The organism is Exiguobacterium sp. 17-1, assembly GCF_023096305.1.
Classification (GTDB): domain Bacteria; phylum Bacillota; class Bacilli; order Exiguobacteriales; family Exiguobacteriaceae; genus Exiguobacterium_A; species Exiguobacterium_A sibiricum_A.
The window spans coordinates 328,660-349,986 of record NZ_JALIGJ010000002.1 but is presented as its reverse complement, the minus strand read 5'-3'; the positions used below and the strand labels follow the sequence as shown (position 1 = coordinate 349,986).

The following is a 21,327-nucleotide window of genomic DNA, read 5'->3' as shown; positions in this document are numbered from 1 at the left end:
TAAGCATTCAATCCTTTACTGATTTAGAGCTGTTGCTGTTCATTGACAGCAAGAGTCTTGGTCCAGTGTTCCTGAATCACGTGCAACACGAATGCCGGATTATCCCAGTGTACGATGTGGGAAGTCGCAGGAGCAGACACGACAGTCCCTCCGGTTTTTTTCTGCCACAGAGCGATTGCTTCTTGACGGAACGGTTCATCGGAAACGGGTAACGTCGCGCGAAGCAACACCAGGTTGTCACCCGGAACGGTGTCGAGGAAATCGAGAATTTCATCCTGATACATCGCGGTCAGGATGGCGCGCGCCGTCTTTGCCCGGGCATGCCAGTAGTACCGGCCGTCCTGCATCCGGACAAAATCCTTGCCGGCCAGATCAAGCAGTGGCGACCGGCGCATCTTGGGTCCGTAGACGGCAACGTCCCGGAACTCTTCCCACGTCGCGACGGACTCTTCGAAATCCGTATCGTAAAATGCAGATTCCTGTTCGAGTGGTGTCCCGCGTAACCGTTTGCTCTGATATCCGCCGTCAATCAGGATGGAGCCGAGAACCCGGTCCGGCTGTTCCTTCTGATAAAAGAGTGCGATGAAGCTGCCCCAGGAATGGGACAGAAAATAAAAGTTCTGGATGTCGAGCTGTTCAAACAGCCGGTTCAGCCAATTGGAAAAGCGGGCAAACTGATAGTCCCGCTCGTCCGGAAACGGTTCGGTCTTTCCGTGACCGGGTGCATCAATCGAAACGATTCGGTACGTATCTTGTAAGGCATCGGCCAGTTCAATGAAGCTGAGGCTCGTCCCGCCAAGACCGTGCAGGCAAAAAATGACCGGGCGGTCCGCTTCGCCCCATTCGGTAATCTGTGTTGAAATCCCGTTACATTCCAGTGTATAGCGTTTCATCTGTCTGCCTCCTATAGGGATTTATTTACTAATTAACCAGTATTATACATCATTTGTTGTATACTAAAGCTAATCAATTTGAATCAATAATAAAGGAGAAGAAAGATGAAAATTACAGCAGTAACACTTTGGATGGATCAGATAAAGCCGATGCAGGACTTTTATACGGGGACACTCGGTTTTCCGCTCGTCGAGGAAACGGCAACAGCGTTTACGGTGCAGATCGGGACGAGCCGACTTCGGTTTGAGCTCGACACGACAGAGCAACCGAAACAATACCACTTTGCGTTTAACGTCCCGGGGGATGCGTTTCAGCTGGCAAAGGACTGGTTGCAACATCGTGTCCCGTTACTGATCGAGGACGGGAAAGACGAAATCTTTTTTGAGAACATCAATGCCCATTCCGTTTACTTTTATGATCCGGATGAAAACGTCGTCGAATTGATTGCCCGCCATGATGTCAATCCGAATAAGTCGCTTGACAGCTTCAGTGTACATAACATTCTCGATATCGGAGAAATGAACGTCACGACGCCGGACGTCGCTGGTGTCGGAGCAAAATTTGCTGAACTCGGTGTCTTTCACCGCTACCATCAACCGATTAACGTCGACTTCCTGAATTTCCTCGGAGCACCGGAAGACGGGACACATCTGTTGCTTGGACGAGAAGCCCGGACATGGTTGTTCTCACCGAAACCGGCCATTACCAGTCCACTTGTTCTCGAACTCGACGTGAATCTACGCGTCCGACTGGATGCAGAAGGTGTCTTGCACCACGAAAAATAAACCCGTCATAAGACGGATTTAAAGGTTACGCTATGAGCTGTAAAATCCCGAACGTCGTCAAGACGACATAGGAGACGGAAACAAAAATCAAGACGGGCTGAAACAACGCCTCTTTGGATTGACGCGTAATCCCTTCGACGAAACAACTGAGGAGAAAGACAAAAATCGCCAGTCCGATATACATCAGGACAATCGTCAGGATACTTTGGATGATCCCAAACGTGATGAGCGAAAAAACGGTGAAGAACAGGTAACCGAATGCCGTCAGGAGAACGAGACCAAGCAGGATACCGAGTGCCGGATGAATCCTGTTGACGCGTTTCGTCCAGTTCGGAAAGCGTGGGCTGAGTAATGTCCAGCCCGTATGTAATGACAGACAAATCGAGATGAACAACATCAGGAAAAAGAGTGTCTGTAACAAGGGCGACAGTTGATCGGTCCAGAACGGAACGATTAAAAAGACGACCGGGAAACAAAGGCTCAAAATATGTTTTTTCAAGTGAATCACTTCTTTCGTAAGAGTAGGAACTTGCATTAACAATATCTTCCTTATCCGTACCGTATCATACGTGGAGACAGGAGGGAAGGAGCACTGATGACACACTTTTGGAAAGTAAACGGCAAGTGGCGGATTGGACGTTTAATTTTGATTTCGATGGTGCTTATGTTGGTTTCATGTTTTTTGTATACCTTTCATCAGAAAATCCTGCGGCAACTGTATTTGGAAGACCGACTGGAACAACAGTACGGGCTAGAAAAAGACGAGTATCAGATGCAAAGTCATTTCTCGAAATACGGTTATGGCTACGATGTTACGTTCCATGATGACTCCCGGACGTCATATGCTTTTAATGTTCGAGAAAAAAATGGAGATTATACTGCCGTCTACGTGGGCTATGGCTTTAAGGAAACAGGTTATAATGAGAATGACTTCCGTGCACCTGAACATATGGAGTTCGAGCAGTTTGTGGACGACAAGTAACCAATGCAACACACTCATTTATAAAACAGGAGGAATTGATATGTGGCAAGATTACGAATGGATCAACCAACCAACTGAAATCGACATGCAGGAACGCTTAACATTCACGACAGAGGGCGATACCGACTTTTGGCGCAATACCTATTATCAATTCAACCGGATGACCGGTCACGCCTTACTTAAACCGATTCCGGCACCGTCTTTTTCCTGCCGAATCGAAGTGAAGCTGCATCCGCGACTGACGTATGACCAGGCAGGTATCCTACTCTATTTAAACGAAGATAACTGGCTAAAAGTTTCAGCGGAATTCATTCCGGACGGAAAATCGCATCTCGGAGCGGTCGTTACGTCGTTCGGCTACTCCGATTGGTCGTCGCGTGATATCGATAATACGGTCTTTGATCGGCCGTTGACGTTTGAGCTCGTCTGCAACCAACAGGACGTCGAACTGTACTTTATCGACGGTGAAACGAAGGAGCAGTTACGGATTGCTCACTTGCATGCGGAAGGGGATTGGAAAGTCGGACCGTACGCCTGCAGTCCGAATCTTGAAGGGCAAGGGTGTGACGTTGAAATACTGGCGTTTGATTGTCGCGAAATATAAATAAAATCAGATTACTTTAAGCACTCATATCATCTTATGAGTGCTTTATTTGTGAAGGGAGAGAAAATGGAATGGGCATGATCTTCAGTAGCTTTTTAGTATGCTTCCTATCTTACGGCATTGTCGGTCGATTAATGTATGTCATCCATCAATTAAATCGTCCAATGGATTGCTTCATTTGTTGGTATGAAACGATGATCCGGCAACTGGTTCGTGGACGAATCGTCTTTGACCGAAAAGGACGGAGCAACTATCTTCTGTTTGCGGGTTATCTTTTAATTATTCTCTATGCGACTGCTCTATTTTTAGAGAATCTGCACAGAGGAGATACCGTTTCGCTGAAAGGGATTGCCTTGATCGTTTTGGCACTTATTTTTCTTCTCACAATTAGTCCTTTGATTGTAGAAGATGAATCTTCAAACGAGAAAAATCAAGTTGATCCGAATCGAGACAAAAAAACGTTTTGGACCTTTTTAAAAAATCGTTTCTGTTTCTTCATCGATCAGGTCTTGTTTTTCGTTCTCATGCCATTCATATTCAGCACAGGTGTCTTGACCAGCGCGATACCATTCCTCCAATGGAACGAATTGTGGTTGACTGGTAGTTTTGTCGGTTGGGTATTCTTTTTATCCTTGTCGTCGCATACAACTCTGTTTGAATGGTGTTACTACCGAACAGACTTTAAGTATCAGTTTTCAAGTGAAACTAGAAATAGGCAGCTTGCTCAAAAAAAGGCATGTTTTCATATTATTCTACTAGGCAGTAGTGTATTGAATTTCTCGCTGGTGCTAGAAAGAATATCCGATATGAGTATGTGGATTGGTGGACTCATTGCACTTTACTATGGGGCTGGAAAAGTCTTCGAATGTATTGAGGCAGATTACACGCAATACAAAAATGATTCGACCTCATCGTAAAACACCGCAAAATCAACGCTTTCACGGATTATCCATTGACAATTCTTAGCACGGACTCTTACAATTGAAAATGATTATCAATAAGAATGGGAGTCCTGTCCACTATGAACGTTTCACGCCGTAAGAAATCCATCCTTCAAGCTGTTTCCATCCTTTCGATTACGACACTGCTGTTTGGTTGCTCGAACCCGAACGAAGGTGCTGACAATAAATCAGATCAAGATACATTAACGATGGCCTGGCCGCGGGACATCGGCGAGATGAATCCGCATGTCTACAATCCGTCGCAACTGTTTGCCCAGTCGATGGTCTATGAGCCGCTCGTCCATTACGCAGAAGGCGGAAAGCTCGAGCCGTTCCTCGCGAAATCATGGGACATCTCAAAAGACGGCAAGACCTATACCTTCACCTTGCGTGATGATGTCAAGTTCTCGGACGGTTCGACGTTTGACGCGACAATCGTCAAAAAGAACTTTGATGCCGTCCTCAAAAACAAAGCCTTACATAGCTGGCTTGGCTTCATCTCAAAAATCGACAAAACGGAAGCCGTCGACAAGCAGACGTTCCGGATGACGTTATCGGAAGCGTACTACCCGACGATTCAGGAACTGGCGGTCGTCCGACCGGTCCGCTTCCTCGGCGAAGCGGGCTTCCCGAAAAACGGCGACACGTCAAAAGGCGTCGAACAAGAAGTCGGAACCGGTCCGTGGGTGCTCGACGAGTACAAAGCGGATCAATACGCGACGTTTAAGGTCAACAAAAACTACTGGGGACCAAAGCCGAAAGTCAAGAAAATCAAGGTCGACATCATTCCCGATGCCGAAAGCCGCGTACTCGCTTTTGAAAAAGGCGACATCGATTTGATTTTCGGGGAAGGGGCAATCAGTGTCGACGCCTATAATCAACTGAAAGAAACGAAATCCTACAAGACGACGATGTCGGAACCGGTTGCGACACGTCTACTGATCATGAACACGAAGAAAAAACAGCTCGCGGACGAACGCGTCCGTCAGGCATTGCAATACGGCTTTGATAAGAAGACACTTGTTGAGGGAATCACGTCCGGTCTCGAAGCACCGGCTGACTTCATCCTGCCGCCGAACCTGCCGTACACATCGAACCTGAACGTCGAGAAACGGGACTTTGATGTCAAAAAGGCGAAGTCGTTGCTGGACGAAGCCGGCTGGAAACTGCCGAACGGCAAAAAAATCCGTGAAAAAGACGGGCAACCGTTACAGATTGAAATGATGTATGATGCCGCGGAACTTGTTCAAAAAGCGATGGCGGAGACGTTACAGTCAGAGTGGGCGACTATCGGCGTCGACTTGAAAATCGTTGGTGTCGAGCTGCCGGATCAAGTCCAGCGCTTCAAAGACAACAAATTCGATATCAACATGTACAGTAACTTCGGGGCACCGTATGATCCGCACACGTTCGTCAACATCATCGGTACGGACGGATTCGGTTTTAAAGAAGCGATTTCCGCTTACCCGAACAAGGATCAACTGTTACAGGAAATGAAAGATGTCCTGAAGACGACTGATGAAACGAAACGTCAGAAGATGTATGCCGAGATTCTGCCGTCGCTCCAGGATCAAGGAGCCCTCGTCCCGATCTCGTATCTGAAAAAGATGGCGATTTATCAAAACGGTGTCACGAACTTTAAATTTGCCGCGAACCGTGATGAAAGCCCGTTCGCTCAAATCGGCATCAAGTAAAAGGAGGTGTACGGAATGGGCGTCTATATTCTGAAACGGGTCGGGTCGGTCATTCCGATCCTGCTCCTCGCTATTTTATTACTGACGGTGATGATTCATTTGTCACCGGTCGATCCGGCGGAAGCGTATCTGTCTGCCGCCCACATCCAACCGACGGAAGAGGTGCTCGCGCAAAAGCGGGCCGAGTTCGGACTCGATCAGTCGTTTTTGGCCCAGTACGTGACGACCGTCGTCCGGCTGGCAAGTTTTGATTTCGGAACATCGTACGTTTCCGGGAAACCGGTCCTCGACGAAGTGTTGCTCCGTTTGCCGGCGACCGTCCAGCTGGCGCTGTCGAGTCTGTTGCTGGCCGTGATCGTCAGCATCCCGCTCGGCTTTCTCGCGGGGATCCGGAAAAATGGATTTTTTGACCAGTTGAGTCGGTTGATTGCCTTCGTCGGCGCATCGATTCCGTCGTTTTGGCTCGGCTATCTGTTGATTTTCTTTTTTGCCGTCCAGTTGGATTTGTTACCGGTCGGCGGTATCGGCAGTCCGAGTCATGTCATCTTGCCGGCGATTACGCTTGCGTTACCGCTGATTGCGCTTTATACCCGGTTGCTTCGGACGAGTGTCATCGAGACGATGCGCGAACCGTACGTCTTGTTCGCCCGGACACGCGGCATCCGCGAAACAGTCATTTTGGCCAAACATGTTCTCCGTGTCGCTGTTCCACCGATGATCACCGGTCTCGGCATGAATCTCGGAAAACTGTTGACGGGGACGATCATCGTCGAAACGGTTTTTTCGTGGCCGGGCTTTGGCCGCTACTTCATCGAAGCGATTTTTGACCGCGATATGCCAATCATTCAAGGATATGTGTTTTTGGCGGCACTATTATTCATCGGCAGCAGTCTGCTCGTCGATCTATTGCAACTGGCGATTGATCCCCGGATTGCCCGGAAAGGAGGGGACAGACGATGAATATTCCGCTTCGACGACCAAGTCTGTTGCACCGCTTGTCAAACCAACGGCTGATTTTGATCGGCTGTTCCGCTTTTTTAGGGCTGTTATTTCTCGCAGCACTGGCCGCACCGTGGCTTGCGCCGCATGATCCGTTTCTCGTCAATTTGGCGGTGAAACTGCAGGAACCGTCCTGGACGTATCCGCTCGGGACCGATCATCTTGGCCGCTGTACATTATCGCGTCTGTTATACGGAGCCCGGGTGTCACTCGGCTTCGCCGTCCTGATATTTGCGTCGTCGCTGCTGATCGGCTTGTTGATCGGCACGCTCGCCGGCTATATCGGCGGCTGGGTCGATCAACTGTTGATGCGGTTTTGTGACGGGGTAATGGCATTTCCGAGTCTGATTCTTGTCCTCGGTCTCGTCGGGATTTTCGGACCGGGACTCAAACAGGTCATCATCGCCTTGATGCTTGTCCAGTGGGTCTACTATGCCCGGATGTTCCGCGGACTCGTCATGACACTGAAGGAAAAGAATTTTATTGCGGCAGCACGCGTCAATGGCTCGTCACATTGGAAAATCTTTCGGACCCATCTGTTGCCGAACATCCTGCCGCCGTTGCTTGTCATCGGGACACTCGAGATGGGCTGGGCGATCATGGATATTTCTGCAATGTCGTTCCTTGGTCTTGGCGTGCAATCTCCGGCAGCGGAATGGGGCGCCATGATTCATGAAGGCAAATCGTATATCCGGACGAATCCGGAACTGATGATTTATCCCGGCGTGATGATCATGCTCGTCATTGCGAGCTTTAACTTACTCGGTGAATCGTTATCGGAACGATTCGGCGTGACGAAACCACCTAAATGAAAGGAGGCGCCATGATGAAACCTGTTTTATCTGTCGAACAATTGACCGTCGAAACCATCGTTGACGACACCACGCTCGTCCGGGATATCTCGTTTACACTTCTTGCCAGTCAAATCGTCGGACTCGTCGGCGAAAGTGGTTGCGGCAAGACGGTGACGAGTCTGGCCCTTCTGCGTCTGCTGGACGAAAAAGTGATCCGTCAGTCAGGTCGGATTCAGCTAGACGAAACGGATTTGATGACGCTGTCCGACCGAACGCTTCGGCGTGTCCGCGGCGGACAAATTGCCTTCATCATGCAAAACCCGATGAGTGCTTTCACGCCGGTCTACACGATTGGTCATCAATTGATCGAGACGATCCGGACCCATGACCGGTGCAGCAAACGCGAAGCGAAGGACCGGGCGCTTGAAGCGCTACAGGAAGTGAATCTCGAGGAGCCGGACCGGATTTTGAAAGCCTATCCGTTTGAACTGAGCGGCGGAATGCTGCAACGGGTCATGATTGCCCTTGCCGTCTGCCTGCGACCGGATGTCCTAATTGCCGATGAACCGACGACGGCGCTTGACGTCTACAATCAAAAGCTCGTGTTGTATTATCTTGAAAAGGTCCGGGCGACCTATGGCACGGCAATCCTGTTGATTTCCCACGACTTAAGTGTCATCGCCGAGATGGCGGATCAGGTTCTTGTCATGCGGCACGGGGAAATCGTCGAACGTGCGGACGTCTTTGATTTATTTGACCGTCCGCAACATCCGTACACACAACGATTGTTAGCCCAACACGGGATTCAGGCAGGAGGGATGAACGCATGAGCCTTCTGCAAATGGAACAGGTGTCACACCGGTATGGCAGCCAACGGTTTCTGTCGCGGCAGACGGAACGGACCATCTTACAGGACGTCACGTTGACGCTTGAAGCCGGGACGTGTCTTGGATTGCTCGGTCAAAGTGGTGCCGGAAAAAGTACACTTGGACGGATTCTGCTGGGTCTCGAACGACCAACAGCAGGGCGTGTCCTGTTCGAAGGACAGGACATTTACCGGACGGCGGCAAACGATTACCGGCAAGACATCCAAGTCGTCTTTCAGGATTCGTTTGCTGCAGTCAATCCGAAGATGACGGCGGGACAAATCATTGCCGAACCGTTGACGAATTTTACGCGTCTTGCGCCGGATGCCCTGCAGCACCGGTTGGTCACCTTGATCGAACAGGTTGGATTGACCCGCGCGGATTTGGCGAAATATCCGAATCAGTTCAGCGGCGGGCAGTTGCAACGGATCTGTATTGCCCGGGCGATTGCGACAAATCCGAAACTGATCATCCTCGATGAGGCCGTCAGCAGTCTCGATATGGTCAATAAGGCACTGATCCTCGCGCTGTTAGGGGAATTAAAGGACAAATATGACCTGTCCTATCTGTTCATTACCCATGACCTGCAAGCGGCTCAGGCACTCAGCGACCGATTCATAATTTTAGATCAAGGTCACATCGTCGGAGAGTACCCGACCCGCAAGGCTTTTGCAGACGCGACGGATCCGCATGTCCTGGCGATTAAAAACGCCATGCTTGCGATCCATCCAAGGTACCGGACGATTCGAAAATAGTCTCTTTTGACAACAGTTAAAAGAGGCTTCTTTTTTTATTTGTTTTACAGGTAAATAATGGGTATTTAAGGTAAACTGAACAAAAGCGAACAAGGAGCGATAATAGATGAACAAAAATTATCTGGCAGGTGCAATTGCGGTAACTGTAGGGATATTGATGATGTTTGTTTTAAAAATCTTTGAGGTGTATATGATGGTGGCATGGGAAGTATCGAAACAAGCTATGGCATCATTTGGTTTAACTTATTTCCCGTTTGCCTTTTTTGCCATTGCAGCCGTTTTATTCATCAACGGCTGGTGGCGGGAAGATGAAAAACGTCGACAGCAAAAAGCCGCACAACCGATTAAATCGTGATATTAAACCGCCGACCGTCGAATCAGATGAATCGGCGGTTTTCTTCTATTTAATCTGTAAAGGAAACTTGACACAACGAAACTTTTTTACATATTATTGGAAGCAAGAGGTGACTGCGATGAAAAATAAGGTAAAGGTGTTACGAGAGGCGCGACACTGGTCGCAAGGGGACTTGGCGAAGACGTTAGGTGTCTCGAGACAGACCGTCATTTCGATTGAAAAGGAGCGGTACAATCCGTCGCTCGAACTCGCTTTTTCGATTGCGGCTTTGTTTGATTGTCCGATTGAAGCGATTTTTATTCCCGAATCGAAGAAAAAAGGAGACGATGTAGGATGAAACATATGCCGATGATCAATCGTTTACTCGCCGCAGTTCTAATACTATACGGCAACTATTTGGCAATATTTGATGGACCGAGTCCACTCAGTATAATAATGATATTAGCGGGTTTGAGTCAATTGGCCGCCGATCTAGTTTTTCCGGCTGCTGAACCCCATGACGAACGGCAAGAAGAAATCAAGCGGAAAAGTGGTCACATGTCATACGCTTTAAGTATTGTCTATGTTTTTGTGATGCTGATGCTCTTCCAGTGGAACGTCATCGAAGATATCATGAAAGCTTTTATGTATTTACTGTTCATTCAGGTCATGACTTTCCCGGTCATGATGTTTATCTACAATCGACGCAGCTGACGACAAAAAAACAGGCACGATTGGCCTGTTCTTGACGTGTGATCAGTAGTATTCAGACAGCTGTTCCCGTGATTCTTCCGTTAAATAGCCAAGCGACAAAAAGTTTTTGACGAAGCGGACTGGACCATTGGCAGAATCAGAGTCAATTTTTCCTAGAAATGGTTCAACCTGTTCCAGAACATCAATGTCCGCGGCCTGGATCTTGACGAAGTCAAAGTCGAGGGTGACCGTATCCGTCTCGTCCCACGGCTCACTGGTGGATTGATGAAGCGAATGGAACGTCTCTTTCAAGTGGTCGCTTGGTGGATTAAATTCGAACTGTAAGTAAGGTTCAGCTGTATCCTTTACGGATAGTCCGCCGCGGGCGACGATGGCTTTTAGATGCCGGCGGTGGGTGAAGTGACGCAAAATCATCGGCAGCGCTCCTTTATGAAAAAGTAGAGTATGAGAAAGGTGAGATTGTAGCATGAAAAAACTGATGTGGATCGTCTGTCTGGTCCTGGTCGCAGCTGCATCGTACGTGTACATCACGCGATACGACCGTGCATATGAACAGGAAGTCATGCGTCAGGTCGTAGAGCATGTCGAACAGACTTATGGAACAAGTGAACCGATCGTCGTCAAATCCTATTATAACGACAAGCATCGGGACAAGGATAAACGGTATGCCGTGGCAGTCCGTGCGGATGTCCTGTCGCTGAAGCCAAATGAATACATAACGTATCGTTTACAAGACGGGCAAGTCATCGAGATGGGTGTAATCGACGAAGAGAGTCTGCCGAAGACAGAACGGTAACGACGATTGCATCCAGGTATCAAAAGTGACTGCTTTGCATCTTATGAAGCAGACGGTCAAACGACTCGTGGTCGTCCATCGTAAAAGCTTTGAAGTACTGCTCGTGGATGACTTCGACGACAGGGGCCGACTCTTGAACGATCGTCTCCCCGGACGGCGTCAAGACAAGTCGTTTTTCCCGGTCAATCCGTTTCCGGGTAATGAGGTGTTGCTCAAACAATTTTTTTAAGGTTTGCGAGATGGCTCCGCTTGACAGTTCGAGCGTCGCCTCCAGTGATTTTTGAGTGGCACTCTGTTCGCGGTAGAGCGTATCCAGCATGTCGAACTGTGATTTTGACAAGCCCCAGTCCTTTAAGACGGCGTTGACTTCTTTCATGTAGCGGTGATGGAGTTTTTGAATCCCCTGCCAATGACGGTAGGATGGAGTGGACAAGTGTGACGTCATCAAATCCCTCTTTTCTGTCACCGTTCGTGAACGGTACGATGATAGGTGAAGCTTTTCGAAAATAAAGTAATCTATAATAATCAAATTACCACATAATCACGCGTTCTCCTACCACTTGATACGAACAAAAAAGCTTCACTCGTTTGCCCGGATGTTCAGGCAACGGAGTGAAGCTTTTTTAGTCTTGGATTGACGGTTCGGATGGTGCCGCGGGATGACGTCCCCAGACGAGATAAACGACCGGTCCAAGGTAGTTGACGAGAAAAATCAGGATGCCCCACAACCATTTGGGTCCGCGGGTGCGCGGGCGTTTCCATAAGTCGATATAGGATACGACGAGTAACAGGAATTCGAGTGTGTAGACGACGGCTTTGACGTATGGTTTCTCTTTCAGACGCAATGCATATACCTCCTAGTAGCGGGTTAACTGACGAACGAACGATCCTGATAGTTTTTTAAAATCAATTGATTTTGATCAATCGTAAACCCGTACCGTGTAAAACACTCGGCCGCAACACGTCCGCCGTAGGAGATGGCGGTGAAATCGCCGCTGACCCGGTAATGGGTGTACTTCTGTTCGATGTCATAAATCAACGCTTCCAGCAACAGACCCCGTTCACCGAGTCCTTCTTCCCGGACATGGATATCAAGCAGGGAATACTCGGCCAGTTCGACGGATCCGAACAGGCGTGTCGACAGGTGTTGAATCGTCATGTGCGAACGTTTCGACAAGACGGTTTTTGTCGCCTGCCGGTTTTCGAGTAAGGTGACGTAATAGCCGAACAGCGGTGCCTGAATGTTTCGTGTCACTTGAACGACTTGCTGTTGATTGTTGTAGGCAAGTCCGACGATTTGTTCGTTTGGATGATGCGGTATGTCAATCATGCGCTTGGTACAGACCGTCTGCCAGTCCTGTTTCGGAATCCATTCCAATTCAAGCACCCGAGGGGATTTGAAGAATTTCACGTGGGGAAAAGCCTCCTTTGACGTAATCGATGCTTTGAATATACACTTTTTGGTAATTGGAGGGAAGGTCAGAAACGTTACCGTTTTGTGACAATCGTGCAAAAAGGGGACGAATAAGGGAAGAGACGGAAGCCGGAGGAAAATTACATCCCTGGGCGGAGGAGGGAAACGAAACAAAAGACGTATAGTGAAAGGAGTAAACAAAAGGAGTCGTACATAATGAAAAAGAAAACCATCTTCTTCGGGAGTGTGTTGGTACTTGGACTGACAGTGGCGTGGTGGTCACGCGGAGGAGCAGAACCGGTCTTTAAGAAATCGTATCCGGTCCAAGCGACCAGTGAACACTATGAAGGAACAGTAGTCTGGCCGAAAACAAACAATCAACAACAACAGGCAGGTGAAGCGAGCGGTGTCGCCGTTGGACCAAACGGAGATATCTACTACCTGCACCGGGCAAACGGGACGTACGGCAGTAAGGCGATGATCAAAGAGGCAACGATTGTCGTGCTCGACGGTGAGACGCGGACGGTCAAACGGACGATCGGTCAGAATTTGTTTCAATCCCCGCACGGGTTGGAAGTTGATGACGCCAACAACATCTGGGTGACGGACATCAGCTTGAACCAAGTGTTTAAGCTGAATCCGGAAGGCGACGTTCAAGCGGTTTATGGACAATCGTATCCGTTCGGAACGGAAGCGGGTCTTCGGATTCGCAACAAGTTGCCGAACTTCCCGGTCCGGTTGAACGAGTACCTGTTTGCCCGTCCGACCGATGTGACGGTGTTACCGGACGGTTCGTTTGCAGTCGCGGACGGGTACCGCAATCACCGGATTGCGAAATTCGACCGGACCGGCAAGTTCGAGTGGGAAGTCAATCAATTGGGTTCGGCAGACGGTCAACTCAATTTGCCGCATGGTATCAGTAGTGACGAGGCGTCGAATTTGTATGTTGCCGACCGCAACAACGCCCGGATTCAAGTATTTGACCGATTCGGTCGTCATCAGCAGACATGGGATCAACCGGAACTCGGTCGACCGTATGGGGTCGAGGTCGGTCCGGACGGAAAGGTGTATGTCGCTGACGGCGGTGACTATTTGAATAAACGGACAGTGGACGCCCGCAGTCAAATTGTAGTGCTCGATCAACAAGGTACGATTCTGGAGCGATTCGGCAGGTTTGGCACAGAGCCTGGTCAGCTGCGGATTGCCCACGATCTGGCTGTTGCGGACGACGGAACGATTTTTGTCGCGGAATTAATGAATAAGCGGCTGCAACAGTTTACTCCCTCATCCGAATTAAGCCAAAGCAACTGAATCAAATGGTATACCTCAAGGTAACTGGTGTTCCAGTTCCTGTTTCTGACGGAAGTGATGCCGGGTATGCATTTCGATCAACTGATACCATTCACGGGCGTTCAGCCAACCGAACCCACCGTGTTTCGTTTTCGAGGCTGGATCAATCTGATCAAGTCGTGCCGACCAGTCTTCCATTCGTTCGACCAGTTGAACAAGACGGTGTCTTAACTGATCGGCACTGTCAGTATTGTTCGGTGGAGCATTCATCTCGTCCGGAAGCCTGATTTTGACGGGCGGAAAGGCAGCTCGTCGAAACAACTCTTCGCCATACGGCGTTTTTCCGGCAGTTGAGCGAGTGGTGCATGAAGCACAGGCTTCGACTTCGTCCAGATATTCGTGAGCGACCAGCAAGATGTGGTCATACATTTGACCAAGCGACCAGACACCCGGACGTGAAATGTAGTGCAATTCGTCTTCCGAATACCGATCGAGTTCTTGGTGCAGGTGAAGCAGACAGTCGATTCCTGTCATGTGAAGTCCTCCTTCGGCTGAAGATCAGCAGGTTTCTTGACTATATCCTGACCGGCAACGGTCTAAACAAACCAAACAACAGGAGCCACAAGGAGAAATCCTCGTGGCTCCTGTTGTTAAATTAAGAGACTTTTGGTTCTTCTTCGACCGTCAGCGTATACAACGCCCGTTTCGCGCGATTCAAGACGATGGGTAACGTGATCAGTCCGATCAACAGGAAGCCAAGCGAAAAGACGATGTAGGTCGAACGGATCGAGAAGACTTCGGCGAGCATCCCGATCGATAACGTCAGTCCGATGACCAAGACCAACTCGGCGACGTTGAGGACGCCGGAGAAGCGGCCCATGATTGAAACCGGGACATTGTTTTGATAAAACGACAAGAAACCGGTGTTGGCAAACGATAAGGCGAACGTCAGCAGGAAAAAGCCGACCGCTGCCACGAAGAAACTGTCCCCCGTCGCAAACAGCAGGTAACCGATCGGTGTCGTGACAGCACCGAATCCGATCAAGAAACGCAGGCTGAGCCACTTCGTACACGTCGCGTTGATGACGGAGCCGGCGATGATCCCGACGCCGGCGATACTGACGAGGAAGCCGTATGTACTCTCAGAAAACGCCAGCACCCGTGTCGCGAATGAGGCTTCGAGAGAATCGAGACCGGACATGAAAATCGTCATCACACAAAACAGACCGTAGACGAGTGTGATGTACCGGTGCTTGTGCGTAAACCGCAACGTCTCTTTCCAGTCGTCGGCAATCATCCGCAAGCTGAGGCGTTCGGCCTCGGCAAACGTCGTTCGTTTCTCCAAATCCGGCAGGAAAAACAGAATCAGCGCAGACAAGGCCAGCGCACCGGCATTCATATAAATCGCAAATGCCGGTGAGCCGACAAGGAACAGGAGACCGGCAATCGTCGGTCCGAGAATGAAGCCGCAGGATTGGATGAAATTTTTTAAGGCGTTAAACCGTTGGCGGTTGTTGTGCGAGACGAGTTTCGTCATGTAGATCAGGGAAGCGGATTCAAACAAGGAACTGCCCATATTGATCAAAAAGACGAGGGCATAGAGGACAAACAACGAATCGATAAACGGAAGAATCGCAATCAGGGCAGCTCGAGACACGTCAAGAAGCACCATCATGTTTCGTTTGTCGACCCGGTCAATCAGACTTCCCGACCAAAAACTCGTCAACAGGGCAGCAATCGGGACAAGCATGTAGAGGATGGAGACGGCAAATGCCGAATTCGTCCGGTCGAGCACGATCAAGTTCAGCGCGATGAAGTAGACCCAGGCGCCAAGATTCGAAATCCCGACACTCGTCAATAATAAAGCAGGGTGTTTCCATGTTTTGAAATCCATCCAGCATCGCCCCCAAAGTCAATCTGTTTTCGACAATTGTTTTTCGAATATATAGAAATTTATTACAATTGATATTACGGGACGGAGGGTGGCATTGCAAGAAGAAAATGGAAAAAGCCATCAAAAAGATGGCTTGCGGGAGGCGTTCAAGGGAGAAAGTAATCGAGCGTAGCAAACAGGCTCGTCAAGATAAAACAGATCAGCAACAAAGCGGACAACACGATCAAGTCGAGGTGTCGACGAAGTCCGTTCGTCAAGATAAAGAACAACGTCCAATAAGCGACGAACACGGTCAGCACAACGGATGTGACAGGCGCGTTGAGTGACGACAGTGCCGTGAATTCGGTTCGGAAATCCGGACTCGTGATGGCGTAAAAAGCAAATCCGAACGTCGGAAGCGCCCCGAGGTACAGCAGCCATTTCGGAAACTTCATGAAGCCACGCCTCCTTTTAGATGATCAAACTTCCTTGATTGTACAGGATAAAAAGGAAACAGAAAACGAACAAAAATGTAAGGAAGTGTCATTTGAGGATAACGATTCGGTATATTAACAGAACAAAATCGTTTCAGGATACTCGTTCTTACGATCGTGGACGTTCAAAAATCAGTTCATAATAAGACCCGACCCCTACGCCGGACGTCACGAAATCAGGTGCAACGAGTTGGATGAACCGCCAGCCGTCTTCCGCTTGTTGGGTGATGACGTCCCGGTAATCTTCTTTCGGGTTGCCGGATAACCGCTTAAAATCAATCCGGATGAATTGGTATTCGAACATAATAGCCCCTCCTTTAATCGTCTTGTATCGTACGAGCGGAAATAGGAAATGGTTCCCAGAAAGAAAACCTGAAAGTATGAATTCTAAACGAAGGAGCAACAATCAAATGATGGATTTAACAGCTAAACCCACCTTAATCGGAGAAAAGGTCATTCTCCGTCCCTTTGCAATGGAGGACATTCCATGGATTGAACGATGTTTGCTCGATCCCGAAGTTCTGACATTAACCGGAAGTTCCTCCGGTATCGACCGAAAGACCCTGCAAACGTGGTATGCCACAAGAAACGAACAATCGGATCGGTTGGATTTGGCCGTCATCGATCAGGAGTCAGGCGTACTGGTAGGGGAAGTTGTCGTCAACGACTATAAGCAACAACAGCAAAGCATGAATTTCCGGATTCTGATCGGAGCGGACGGCAGAAATCGAGGTCTCGGAACAGAAGCGACACGATTGTTGATGGATTATCTGTTCCGACACACGGCTTTAGACCAACTGACCTTAAGTGTGTTGGCCATCAATCCAAGAGCGAGACACGTCTATGAAAAAATCGGTTTTGAAGTGACCGGTGTGGATGCCCGTGATGTAGAAGTCGAGGGGAAATGGATCGACTCGATCCAGATGGTCCTGACACGCAAAAAGGCGCTCAAATTATAACGAGGTTCAATCATTGAAACTACATGCATTTTCCAAAAAACAACCCGGTCGTTATCCGAAAAAAGCGGATAGGACCGGGCTGTTTCTGTTTAACGTTGTTTTTGATCCAACTCTCGTTCTTCTTCGTCATCATTCCAACCAAAGCTCAGGTCGACGCGGCGACCGATGAAAGATCGCAAGAATAGGACGAACGTCATGACGGGTAACATCCACCACCAGGTGTCCACGATATCAAAGTATTGTTCGATGTATAACCAGATAAACAGCGTGCTGACAAATAAAATCGTTTCTGCTGTCGTGATGAATTCTCTTTTTGGTTCAAACATCAACTAACCCCCAACGTATGTGTTTAAGAATGAATCGTTTCGGTCGACGACTGAGTGACGGCGACATCTTGCTGGTCGAGCTGATCAAACAGAATCGTCCGGTTCCGTCCTTGTTGTTTCGCCGTATACAAGGCATCATCAGCGAGCGTGCTCATCCGCTGAATGTGGACATGTTTCCCGTGGGCAATGCCGATTGAGGTCGTGACTTCAATCGCCGGGAACCCGTCGAGTTGAAACCGTTCCGTCGCAATCCGTTCACGAATCCGATTGGCGACCTTGACGACTTTTTGCGGGGACAGGTCATAGACGAGAATCATGAATTCCTCACCGCCGATCCGGGCCGTGATATCGTGCGGGCGGGTTTCTTCCTTCAGGATGTTGGCAAACTGTTGCAAGACGAGATCACCGTTACCGTGTCCGTAGGTGTCGTTGACATGCTTAAAGTGATCGATGTCGAGCGCAAGGACGTTGTAGATCCGTCCTTCTTGTTCGAGTCCTGCCGTCCGGGCATCCCAGACCCGCCGATTGTACAAACCGGTCAGGTGATCGAGTTCGGCTGATTTTTTGTACAGTTGGACCTGCTGATTCAAAGTCTGGAAATCAAGCGTCAACATGCTCGAGAGGACACCGACCGCAAGACCGATTGTCCAGGTCGACAGTAACAGCCGGAGTGCCGTGTCACTGAATCCTAAGTTGATCAGAACGGCGCATGTAATCATCAACAGGGCCCAGACGTTCAACGAAACGTTTTGCAGGAACGGCCGGTTCAACAACTTCCGGTGGATATAAAGCATGCCGCTGCTGATACCGACAATCGCGACGAAGGCAACGAAGGCCTGTGGTGTGACCCCGAATAAAAAGCGGGAACTGGCGATGATGGCTGTCGCGATGACGAGTGGAAAACGAATGCCGTAAAATGCCAGTAAGACGAGTGGTAAATGCCGCAGATCCATCCGGAGGGACTCGTTGACTTGAATACCTTTGAACATTAACAAGACACCAAGTAATCCGGTCGCCAGTCCGATGATGATCGACTTCATCGTATAGGATGAAAACTGGGTGGAATGGATGATTTTCGAGATGATATAAAATCCGGTGAACGCGATACAAGCGTTGATCAGTAACTCGACGATGAACATGATTTTCCACATCCTTGACCTTGATACTTTCACGATACCATGCTGACAAAAGTTGTCAAACGAGAAGAACGAATAGGGACAGTTTTGGGACGGGAAATCTATAGTAATACCAGTTGTCGATTCAATCGTGTTGCGAAATAAAATGCATGGAAAGAACCCGACTGGCTGAATAAATCCTGCTGAATCCGGGTAACGCGTGATGAATCCCTCTACTAGAAGTATACCGCGATTGCCCTAAAGGAAACAGACTACTTTTCTGTCAAATCTCACCTTATACTACAAGCAAGAACACTGAAGAGAGGAAGGGGATTTTGATGACAGACCAAACCGAAGTACTGGACCGGGGACCGTTTTTTCACGGGACAAAAGCAGCATTGAACGTCGGCGATCAGTTGGAGGCGCATTTTCCGTCCAATTATCAGGACAAACACGCCAATTACATCTATTTTACGGCAACGCTTGAAGCCGCCAAGTGGGGCGCCGAACTTGCAAAAGGGGACGGTGCCGAACACATCTATCTCGTCGAGCCGCTCGGGACGTTCGAAGATGATCCGAATTTGACCGACAAACGTTTTCCGGGAAATCCGACGCGGTCGTACCGGTCGCAGCAACCGCTTGTCATCGTAGCGGAGCTTGCGACATGGGAACGGCATACGGAAGAAGTGATCCAACAGATGAAAACGTCCCTCGCCAAGTTGCGCGCGGAAGGAAAAAATGTGATTTTAGACTAAGCCAAAAGAAGAATCACGACGTCTGGAAACGATTGTAAAAAGCCTGCGGAATCTGTTTTGAAAAAAGGGGAATGAAGGATTCGTTATGCCATCATATAAGCTGTTCAGACGTAGAAAAGGAGACAGCATATGCAGACACGAACGATTCTCATCATCGAAGACGAAGTCGAAATCGCCGAACTCGTCTCAATCCATTTACGCAACGAAGGATTCGCTACGCTACTTGCTCATGACGGAAAATCGGGTCTGTCATTGTTTCAACAGCGGTCGATCGATCTTGTGATTCTAGACATCATGATGCCGGAAATGAACGGTCATGAAGTGTTGACGCAAATCCGGCAGATCAATCAGACACCGGTCATCTTTCTGAGCGCCAAACAGTCCGATTTTGATAAAATCAGCGGCCTGGTGATCGGAGCGGATGACTATATGACGAAACCGTTTAACCCGTTGGAGTTGGTCGCCCGGGTCAATGCCCAGTTACGGCGCGCCTTTCAATGGACCGGACAGACAGCTTCATCCAAGGCAGACGTCCTCAACATTCAAAACGTATGTCTGGATGCGGATCAACGGACGGTGCTCGTGAACGAACAAAAGGTCAATCTGACACCAAAAGAGTTTGAGATCTTCTGGTTACTCGCCAGCTCACCCAATCAAGTGTTCAGTTCAGAAAAAATCTTCCAGCGTGTGTGGAAGGAGGATTATTTTGAAGGGGCCAACACTGTTATGGTTCATATCCGGACCTTACGGAAAAAGATTGAGGATACGAACAAAGCGAACAGGTTGATCGAAACGGTCTGGGGAGTCGGGTACAAGGTGAATGCGTAAATTCATCAACAGTTTCCGGACTCGGATCATCTATCTGTTCATCCAAAGTTTGCTGATTGCAGCAGTCGTCACGTTCGCGATCTATAAATCTCTGCAATACTATTACCATCACCACGTCTTTTACGGCGATACCTACATGAAGTACCGATTTTGGATGCGCGAAGTCGGCGATATTTATGTGTTTTTAACGCTGTATATTCCCTTCGCCATCCTCGTTTTCTACTTATTGACGCGGACTTATACCAAATACTTCAATGAAATCTCGACCGGGATCCGCCAATTGGCAGCCGGTGATTTTTCGCATCAGATCGAGATTTCCTCAAAAGATGAATTCCGTCAAATCGCAAACGATCTCAACGAGGCTAGCAGTGGATTGCGGACCGCGATTCAAGCCGAGACGTTAGCGCAGCGCAGTAAAGAAACACTGATTGCCAATTTAGCCCACGATCTACGGACACCCCTGACATCGGTGACCGGCTACTTGGACTTATTGAACCAGCCGTCCATTACTGTCCAGCAACGCATCGCTTATACAAAGATTGCCTATAAAAAATCCCGGGATCTCGAGGAGTTGATGGAAACCCTGTTCGATATCTCGAAACTGGACCTGTCGCTCAAGGCGACTGAACAGTCAATTGTTGACCTGCATGAGTTGTTGTTGCAACTTCTGGACGAGATGTATCCGATGATCAGCCGAGTCGACGGTCGGATTGACCAACAAATCGCTCCGAATCTCACCGTTTACGGAAACGGAAAAGAACTGGCACGGGTTTTCGAGAATCTACTCAGTAATGCCCTGCGGTACGGGGATGTGAGTCGACCAATCGAGGTCCGGGCAGCGCGCCAAGGTGAGGTCATCACGATTCAGATTGCCAACTACGGTCCGCCGATTCGCAAAGAGGACGTCCCGCATCTGTTTGATATGTTTTACACGGTGGATCAAGTCCGAAACATGCCGACGAAACAGACCGGTCTCGGATTGTTCATTGCGAAGACAATCGTCGAGAAACACGCAGGGACGATTGAAGTCAAACAACCGGATGGACAGATTCGGTTCGAAGTCACGTTGCCGTCCGATTTAAGAAATCTTTAAGGTTTTTCCCGACTTTCCTTTA

The 21,327-nt window shown here is 49.0% G+C and carries 30 protein-coding genes; 18 read left to right on the top strand and 12 right to left on the bottom strand.

The genetic code is table 11. The features are described from left to right. Positions 1-23: 23 nt before the first annotated feature. Positions 24-893: an alpha/beta fold hydrolase gene (locus MUN34_RS07520; RefSeq protein WP_247857365.1), complete on the bottom strand. Its 870-nt coding sequence runs from the start codon at positions 891-893 to the stop codon at positions 24-26. Between the two features lie 105 nt (positions 894-998). Between MUN34_RS07520 and MUN34_RS07515 the strand changes: the two genes are divergently transcribed. Then, the gene (locus tag MUN34_RS07515) at positions 999-1,679 is read left to right on the top strand and encodes a VOC family protein (RefSeq protein ID WP_247857364.1); all 681 of its coding nucleotides are present in this window, start codon (positions 999-1,001) and stop codon (positions 1,677-1,679) included. A 25-nt stretch (positions 1,680-1,704) separates the two neighbouring features. Here the strand turns inward: MUN34_RS07515 and MUN34_RS07510 are convergent, their stop codons facing one another. Further along, positions 1,705-2,214 (bottom strand): hypothetical protein, encoded by a 510-nt coding sequence (locus tag MUN34_RS07510; RefSeq protein WP_247857363.1) that lies wholly within the window; start codon positions 2,212-2,214, stop codon positions 1,705-1,707. A gap of 60 nt (positions 2,215-2,274) precedes the next feature. On the opposite strand from MUN34_RS07510, the gene MUN34_RS07505 reads away from it, so the two are divergent. From MUN34_RS07505 to MUN34_RS07455, 11 genes are all read left to right on the top strand, one after another. After that, a complete protein-coding gene (locus MUN34_RS07505) occupies positions 2,275-2,661 on the top strand; it encodes a hypothetical protein (RefSeq protein WP_247857362.1) in 387 nt (128 codons plus the stop codon). Between the two features lie 40 nt (positions 2,662-2,701). Beyond that, complete coding sequence (locus MUN34_RS07500) at positions 2,702-3,265, top strand: DUF1349 domain-containing protein (RefSeq protein WP_247857361.1); 564 nt, start codon at positions 2,702-2,704, stop codon at positions 3,263-3,265. A gap of 71 nt (positions 3,266-3,336) precedes the next feature. Then, on the top strand, positions 3,337-4,182 hold the full coding sequence (locus MUN34_RS07495) for a hypothetical protein (RefSeq protein WP_247857360.1): 846 nt from the start codon (positions 3,337-3,339) through the stop codon (positions 4,180-4,182). 104 nt (positions 4,183-4,286) lie between these two features. Next, positions 4,287-5,900: a nickel ABC transporter substrate-binding protein gene (gene nikA, locus MUN34_RS07490; RefSeq protein WP_247857359.1), complete on the top strand. Its 1,614-nt coding sequence runs from the start codon at positions 4,287-4,289 to the stop codon at positions 5,898-5,900. 15 nt (positions 5,901-5,915) lie between these two features. Then, on the top strand, positions 5,916-6,860 hold the full coding sequence (locus tag MUN34_RS07485; protein ID WP_247857357.1) for an ABC transporter permease: 945 nt from the start codon (positions 5,916-5,918) through the stop codon (positions 6,858-6,860). Continuing rightward, positions 6,857-7,711, top strand: coding sequence for a nickel ABC transporter permease subunit NikC (gene nikC / locus MUN34_RS07480; RefSeq protein ID WP_051523971.1), 855 nt, complete (start codon positions 6,857-6,859; stop codon positions 7,709-7,711). Before MUN34_RS07485 ends, nikC begins: the two co-directional genes overlap by 4 nt. 11 nt (positions 7,712-7,722) lie before the next feature. Beyond that, positions 7,723-8,523 carry an ABC transporter ATP-binding protein gene (locus MUN34_RS07475; RefSeq protein ID WP_247857354.1) on the top strand — a complete coding sequence of 267 codons (801 nt, stop codon included), beginning with the start codon at positions 7,723-7,725 and terminating at the stop codon, positions 8,521-8,523. Beyond that, the gene (locus MUN34_RS07470) at positions 8,520-9,314 is read left to right on the top strand and encodes an ATP-binding cassette domain-containing protein (RefSeq protein WP_247857352.1); all 795 of its coding nucleotides are present in this window, start codon (positions 8,520-8,522) and stop codon (positions 9,312-9,314) included. Before MUN34_RS07475 ends, MUN34_RS07470 begins: the two co-directional genes overlap by 4 nt. Positions 9,315-9,420: 106 nt before the next feature. Next, on the top strand, positions 9,421-9,669 hold the full coding sequence (locus MUN34_RS07465; protein ID WP_247857351.1) for a hypothetical protein: 249 nt from the start codon (positions 9,421-9,423) through the stop codon (positions 9,667-9,669). Between the two features lie 118 nt (positions 9,670-9,787). Further along, positions 9,788-10,006 (top strand): helix-turn-helix transcriptional regulator, encoded by a 219-nt coding sequence (locus MUN34_RS07460; protein WP_247857350.1) that lies wholly within the window; start codon positions 9,788-9,790, stop codon positions 10,004-10,006. Next, positions 10,003-10,362, top strand: a complete 360-nt coding sequence (locus MUN34_RS07455; RefSeq protein WP_247857349.1) for a DUF2178 domain-containing protein — start codon at positions 10,003-10,005, stop codon at positions 10,360-10,362. The genes MUN34_RS07460 and MUN34_RS07455 overlap by 4 nt, the downstream gene beginning before the upstream one ends. Before the next feature lie 42 nt (positions 10,363-10,404). On the opposite strand, the gene MUN34_RS07450 is transcribed toward MUN34_RS07455, so the two are convergent. After that, positions 10,405-10,776 (bottom strand): hypothetical protein, encoded by a 372-nt coding sequence (locus MUN34_RS07450; RefSeq protein ID WP_247857348.1) that lies wholly within the window; start codon positions 10,774-10,776, stop codon positions 10,405-10,407. Positions 10,777-10,828: 52 nt separating this feature from the next. On the opposite strand from MUN34_RS07450, the gene MUN34_RS07445 reads away from it, so the two are divergent. After that, complete coding sequence (locus MUN34_RS07445) at positions 10,829-11,158, top strand: hypothetical protein (protein WP_247857346.1); 330 nt, start codon at positions 10,829-10,831, stop codon at positions 11,156-11,158. Positions 11,159-11,177: 19 nt separating this feature from the next. On the opposite strand, the gene MUN34_RS07440 is transcribed toward MUN34_RS07445, so the two are convergent. From MUN34_RS07440 to MUN34_RS07430, 3 genes are all read right to left on the bottom strand, one after another. Beyond that, positions 11,178-11,603 carry a MarR family winged helix-turn-helix transcriptional regulator gene (locus MUN34_RS07440; protein ID WP_026833149.1) on the bottom strand — a complete coding sequence of 142 codons (426 nt, stop codon included), beginning with the start codon at positions 11,601-11,603 and terminating at the stop codon, positions 11,178-11,180. Positions 11,604-11,781: 178 nt separating this feature from the next. Continuing rightward, on the bottom strand, positions 11,782-12,003 hold the full coding sequence (locus MUN34_RS07435) for a PLD nuclease N-terminal domain-containing protein (protein WP_119922777.1): 222 nt from the start codon (positions 12,001-12,003) through the stop codon (positions 11,782-11,784). A 23-nt stretch (positions 12,004-12,026) separates the two neighbouring features. Beyond that, on the bottom strand, positions 12,027-12,569 hold the full coding sequence (locus MUN34_RS07430; RefSeq protein ID WP_247857345.1) for a hypothetical protein: 543 nt from the start codon (positions 12,567-12,569) through the stop codon (positions 12,027-12,029). Positions 12,570-12,788: 219 nt separating this feature from the next. Between MUN34_RS07430 and MUN34_RS07425 the strand changes: the two genes are divergently transcribed. Next, positions 12,789-13,883, top strand: a complete 1,095-nt coding sequence (locus MUN34_RS07425; RefSeq protein WP_247857344.1) for a peptidyl-alpha-hydroxyglycine alpha-amidating lyase family protein — start codon at positions 12,789-12,791, stop codon at positions 13,881-13,883. 15 nt (positions 13,884-13,898) lie between these two features. Here MUN34_RS07425 and MUN34_RS07420 read toward each other — a convergent pair whose 3' ends face one another. The 4 genes from MUN34_RS07420 to MUN34_RS07405 all read right to left on the bottom strand — a co-directional run bounded on the left by MUN34_RS07420 (position 13,899) and on the right by MUN34_RS07405 (position 16,533). Beyond that, complete coding sequence (locus MUN34_RS07420) at positions 13,899-14,396, bottom strand: DinB family protein (RefSeq protein WP_247857343.1); 498 nt, start codon at positions 14,394-14,396, stop codon at positions 13,899-13,901. Positions 14,397-14,517: 121 nt separating this feature from the next. Next, positions 14,518-15,756, bottom strand: a complete 1,239-nt coding sequence (locus tag MUN34_RS07415) for an MFS transporter (RefSeq protein WP_247857342.1) — start codon at positions 15,754-15,756, stop codon at positions 14,518-14,520. Positions 15,757-15,902: 146 nt separating this feature from the next. Beyond that, positions 15,903-16,190 carry a hypothetical protein gene (locus MUN34_RS07410; RefSeq protein ID WP_026833145.1) on the bottom strand — a complete coding sequence of 96 codons (288 nt, stop codon included), beginning with the start codon at positions 16,188-16,190 and terminating at the stop codon, positions 15,903-15,905. Positions 16,191-16,338: 148 nt separating this feature from the next. Beyond that, positions 16,339-16,533, bottom strand: a complete 195-nt coding sequence (locus MUN34_RS07405; protein ID WP_026833144.1) for a DUF4177 domain-containing protein — start codon at positions 16,531-16,533, stop codon at positions 16,339-16,341. A 106-nt stretch (positions 16,534-16,639) separates the two neighbouring features. Here MUN34_RS07405 and MUN34_RS07400 point away from each other — a divergent pair, with 106 nt between their 5' ends. Then, on the top strand, positions 16,640-17,188 hold the full coding sequence (locus MUN34_RS07400; RefSeq protein ID WP_247857341.1) for a GNAT family N-acetyltransferase: 549 nt from the start codon (positions 16,640-16,642) through the stop codon (positions 17,186-17,188). 89 nt (positions 17,189-17,277) lie between these two features. Here the strand turns inward: MUN34_RS07400 and MUN34_RS07395 are convergent, their stop codons facing one another. Together MUN34_RS07395 and MUN34_RS07390 are read right to left on the bottom strand one after the other, a co-directional pair. Then, on the bottom strand, positions 17,278-17,514 hold the full coding sequence (locus tag MUN34_RS07395) for a hypothetical protein (RefSeq protein WP_214721412.1): 237 nt from the start codon (positions 17,512-17,514) through the stop codon (positions 17,278-17,280). Between the two features lie 23 nt (positions 17,515-17,537). Beyond that, the gene (locus tag MUN34_RS07390) at positions 17,538-18,653 is read right to left on the bottom strand and encodes a GGDEF domain-containing protein (RefSeq protein WP_247857340.1); all 1,116 of its coding nucleotides are present in this window, start codon (positions 18,651-18,653) and stop codon (positions 17,538-17,540) included. A gap of 314 nt (positions 18,654-18,967) precedes the next feature. Here MUN34_RS07390 and arr point away from each other — a divergent pair, with 314 nt between their 5' ends. From arr to MUN34_RS07375, 3 genes are all read left to right on the top strand, one after another. Continuing rightward, a complete protein-coding gene (gene arr / locus MUN34_RS07385) occupies positions 18,968-19,384 on the top strand; it encodes an NAD(+)--rifampin ADP-ribosyltransferase (RefSeq protein WP_247857339.1) in 417 nt (138 codons plus the stop codon). 129 nt (positions 19,385-19,513) lie between these two features. Beyond that, the gene (locus MUN34_RS07380) at positions 19,514-20,212 is read left to right on the top strand and encodes a response regulator transcription factor (protein ID WP_247857338.1); all 699 of its coding nucleotides are present in this window, start codon (positions 19,514-19,516) and stop codon (positions 20,210-20,212) included. Next, positions 20,205-21,305: a sensor histidine kinase gene (locus MUN34_RS07375; protein WP_247857337.1), complete on the top strand. Its 1,101-nt coding sequence runs from the start codon at positions 20,205-20,207 to the stop codon at positions 21,303-21,305. Before MUN34_RS07380 ends, MUN34_RS07375 begins: the two co-directional genes overlap by 8 nt. The last annotated feature ends 22 nt before the right edge of the window (positions 21,306-21,327 follow it).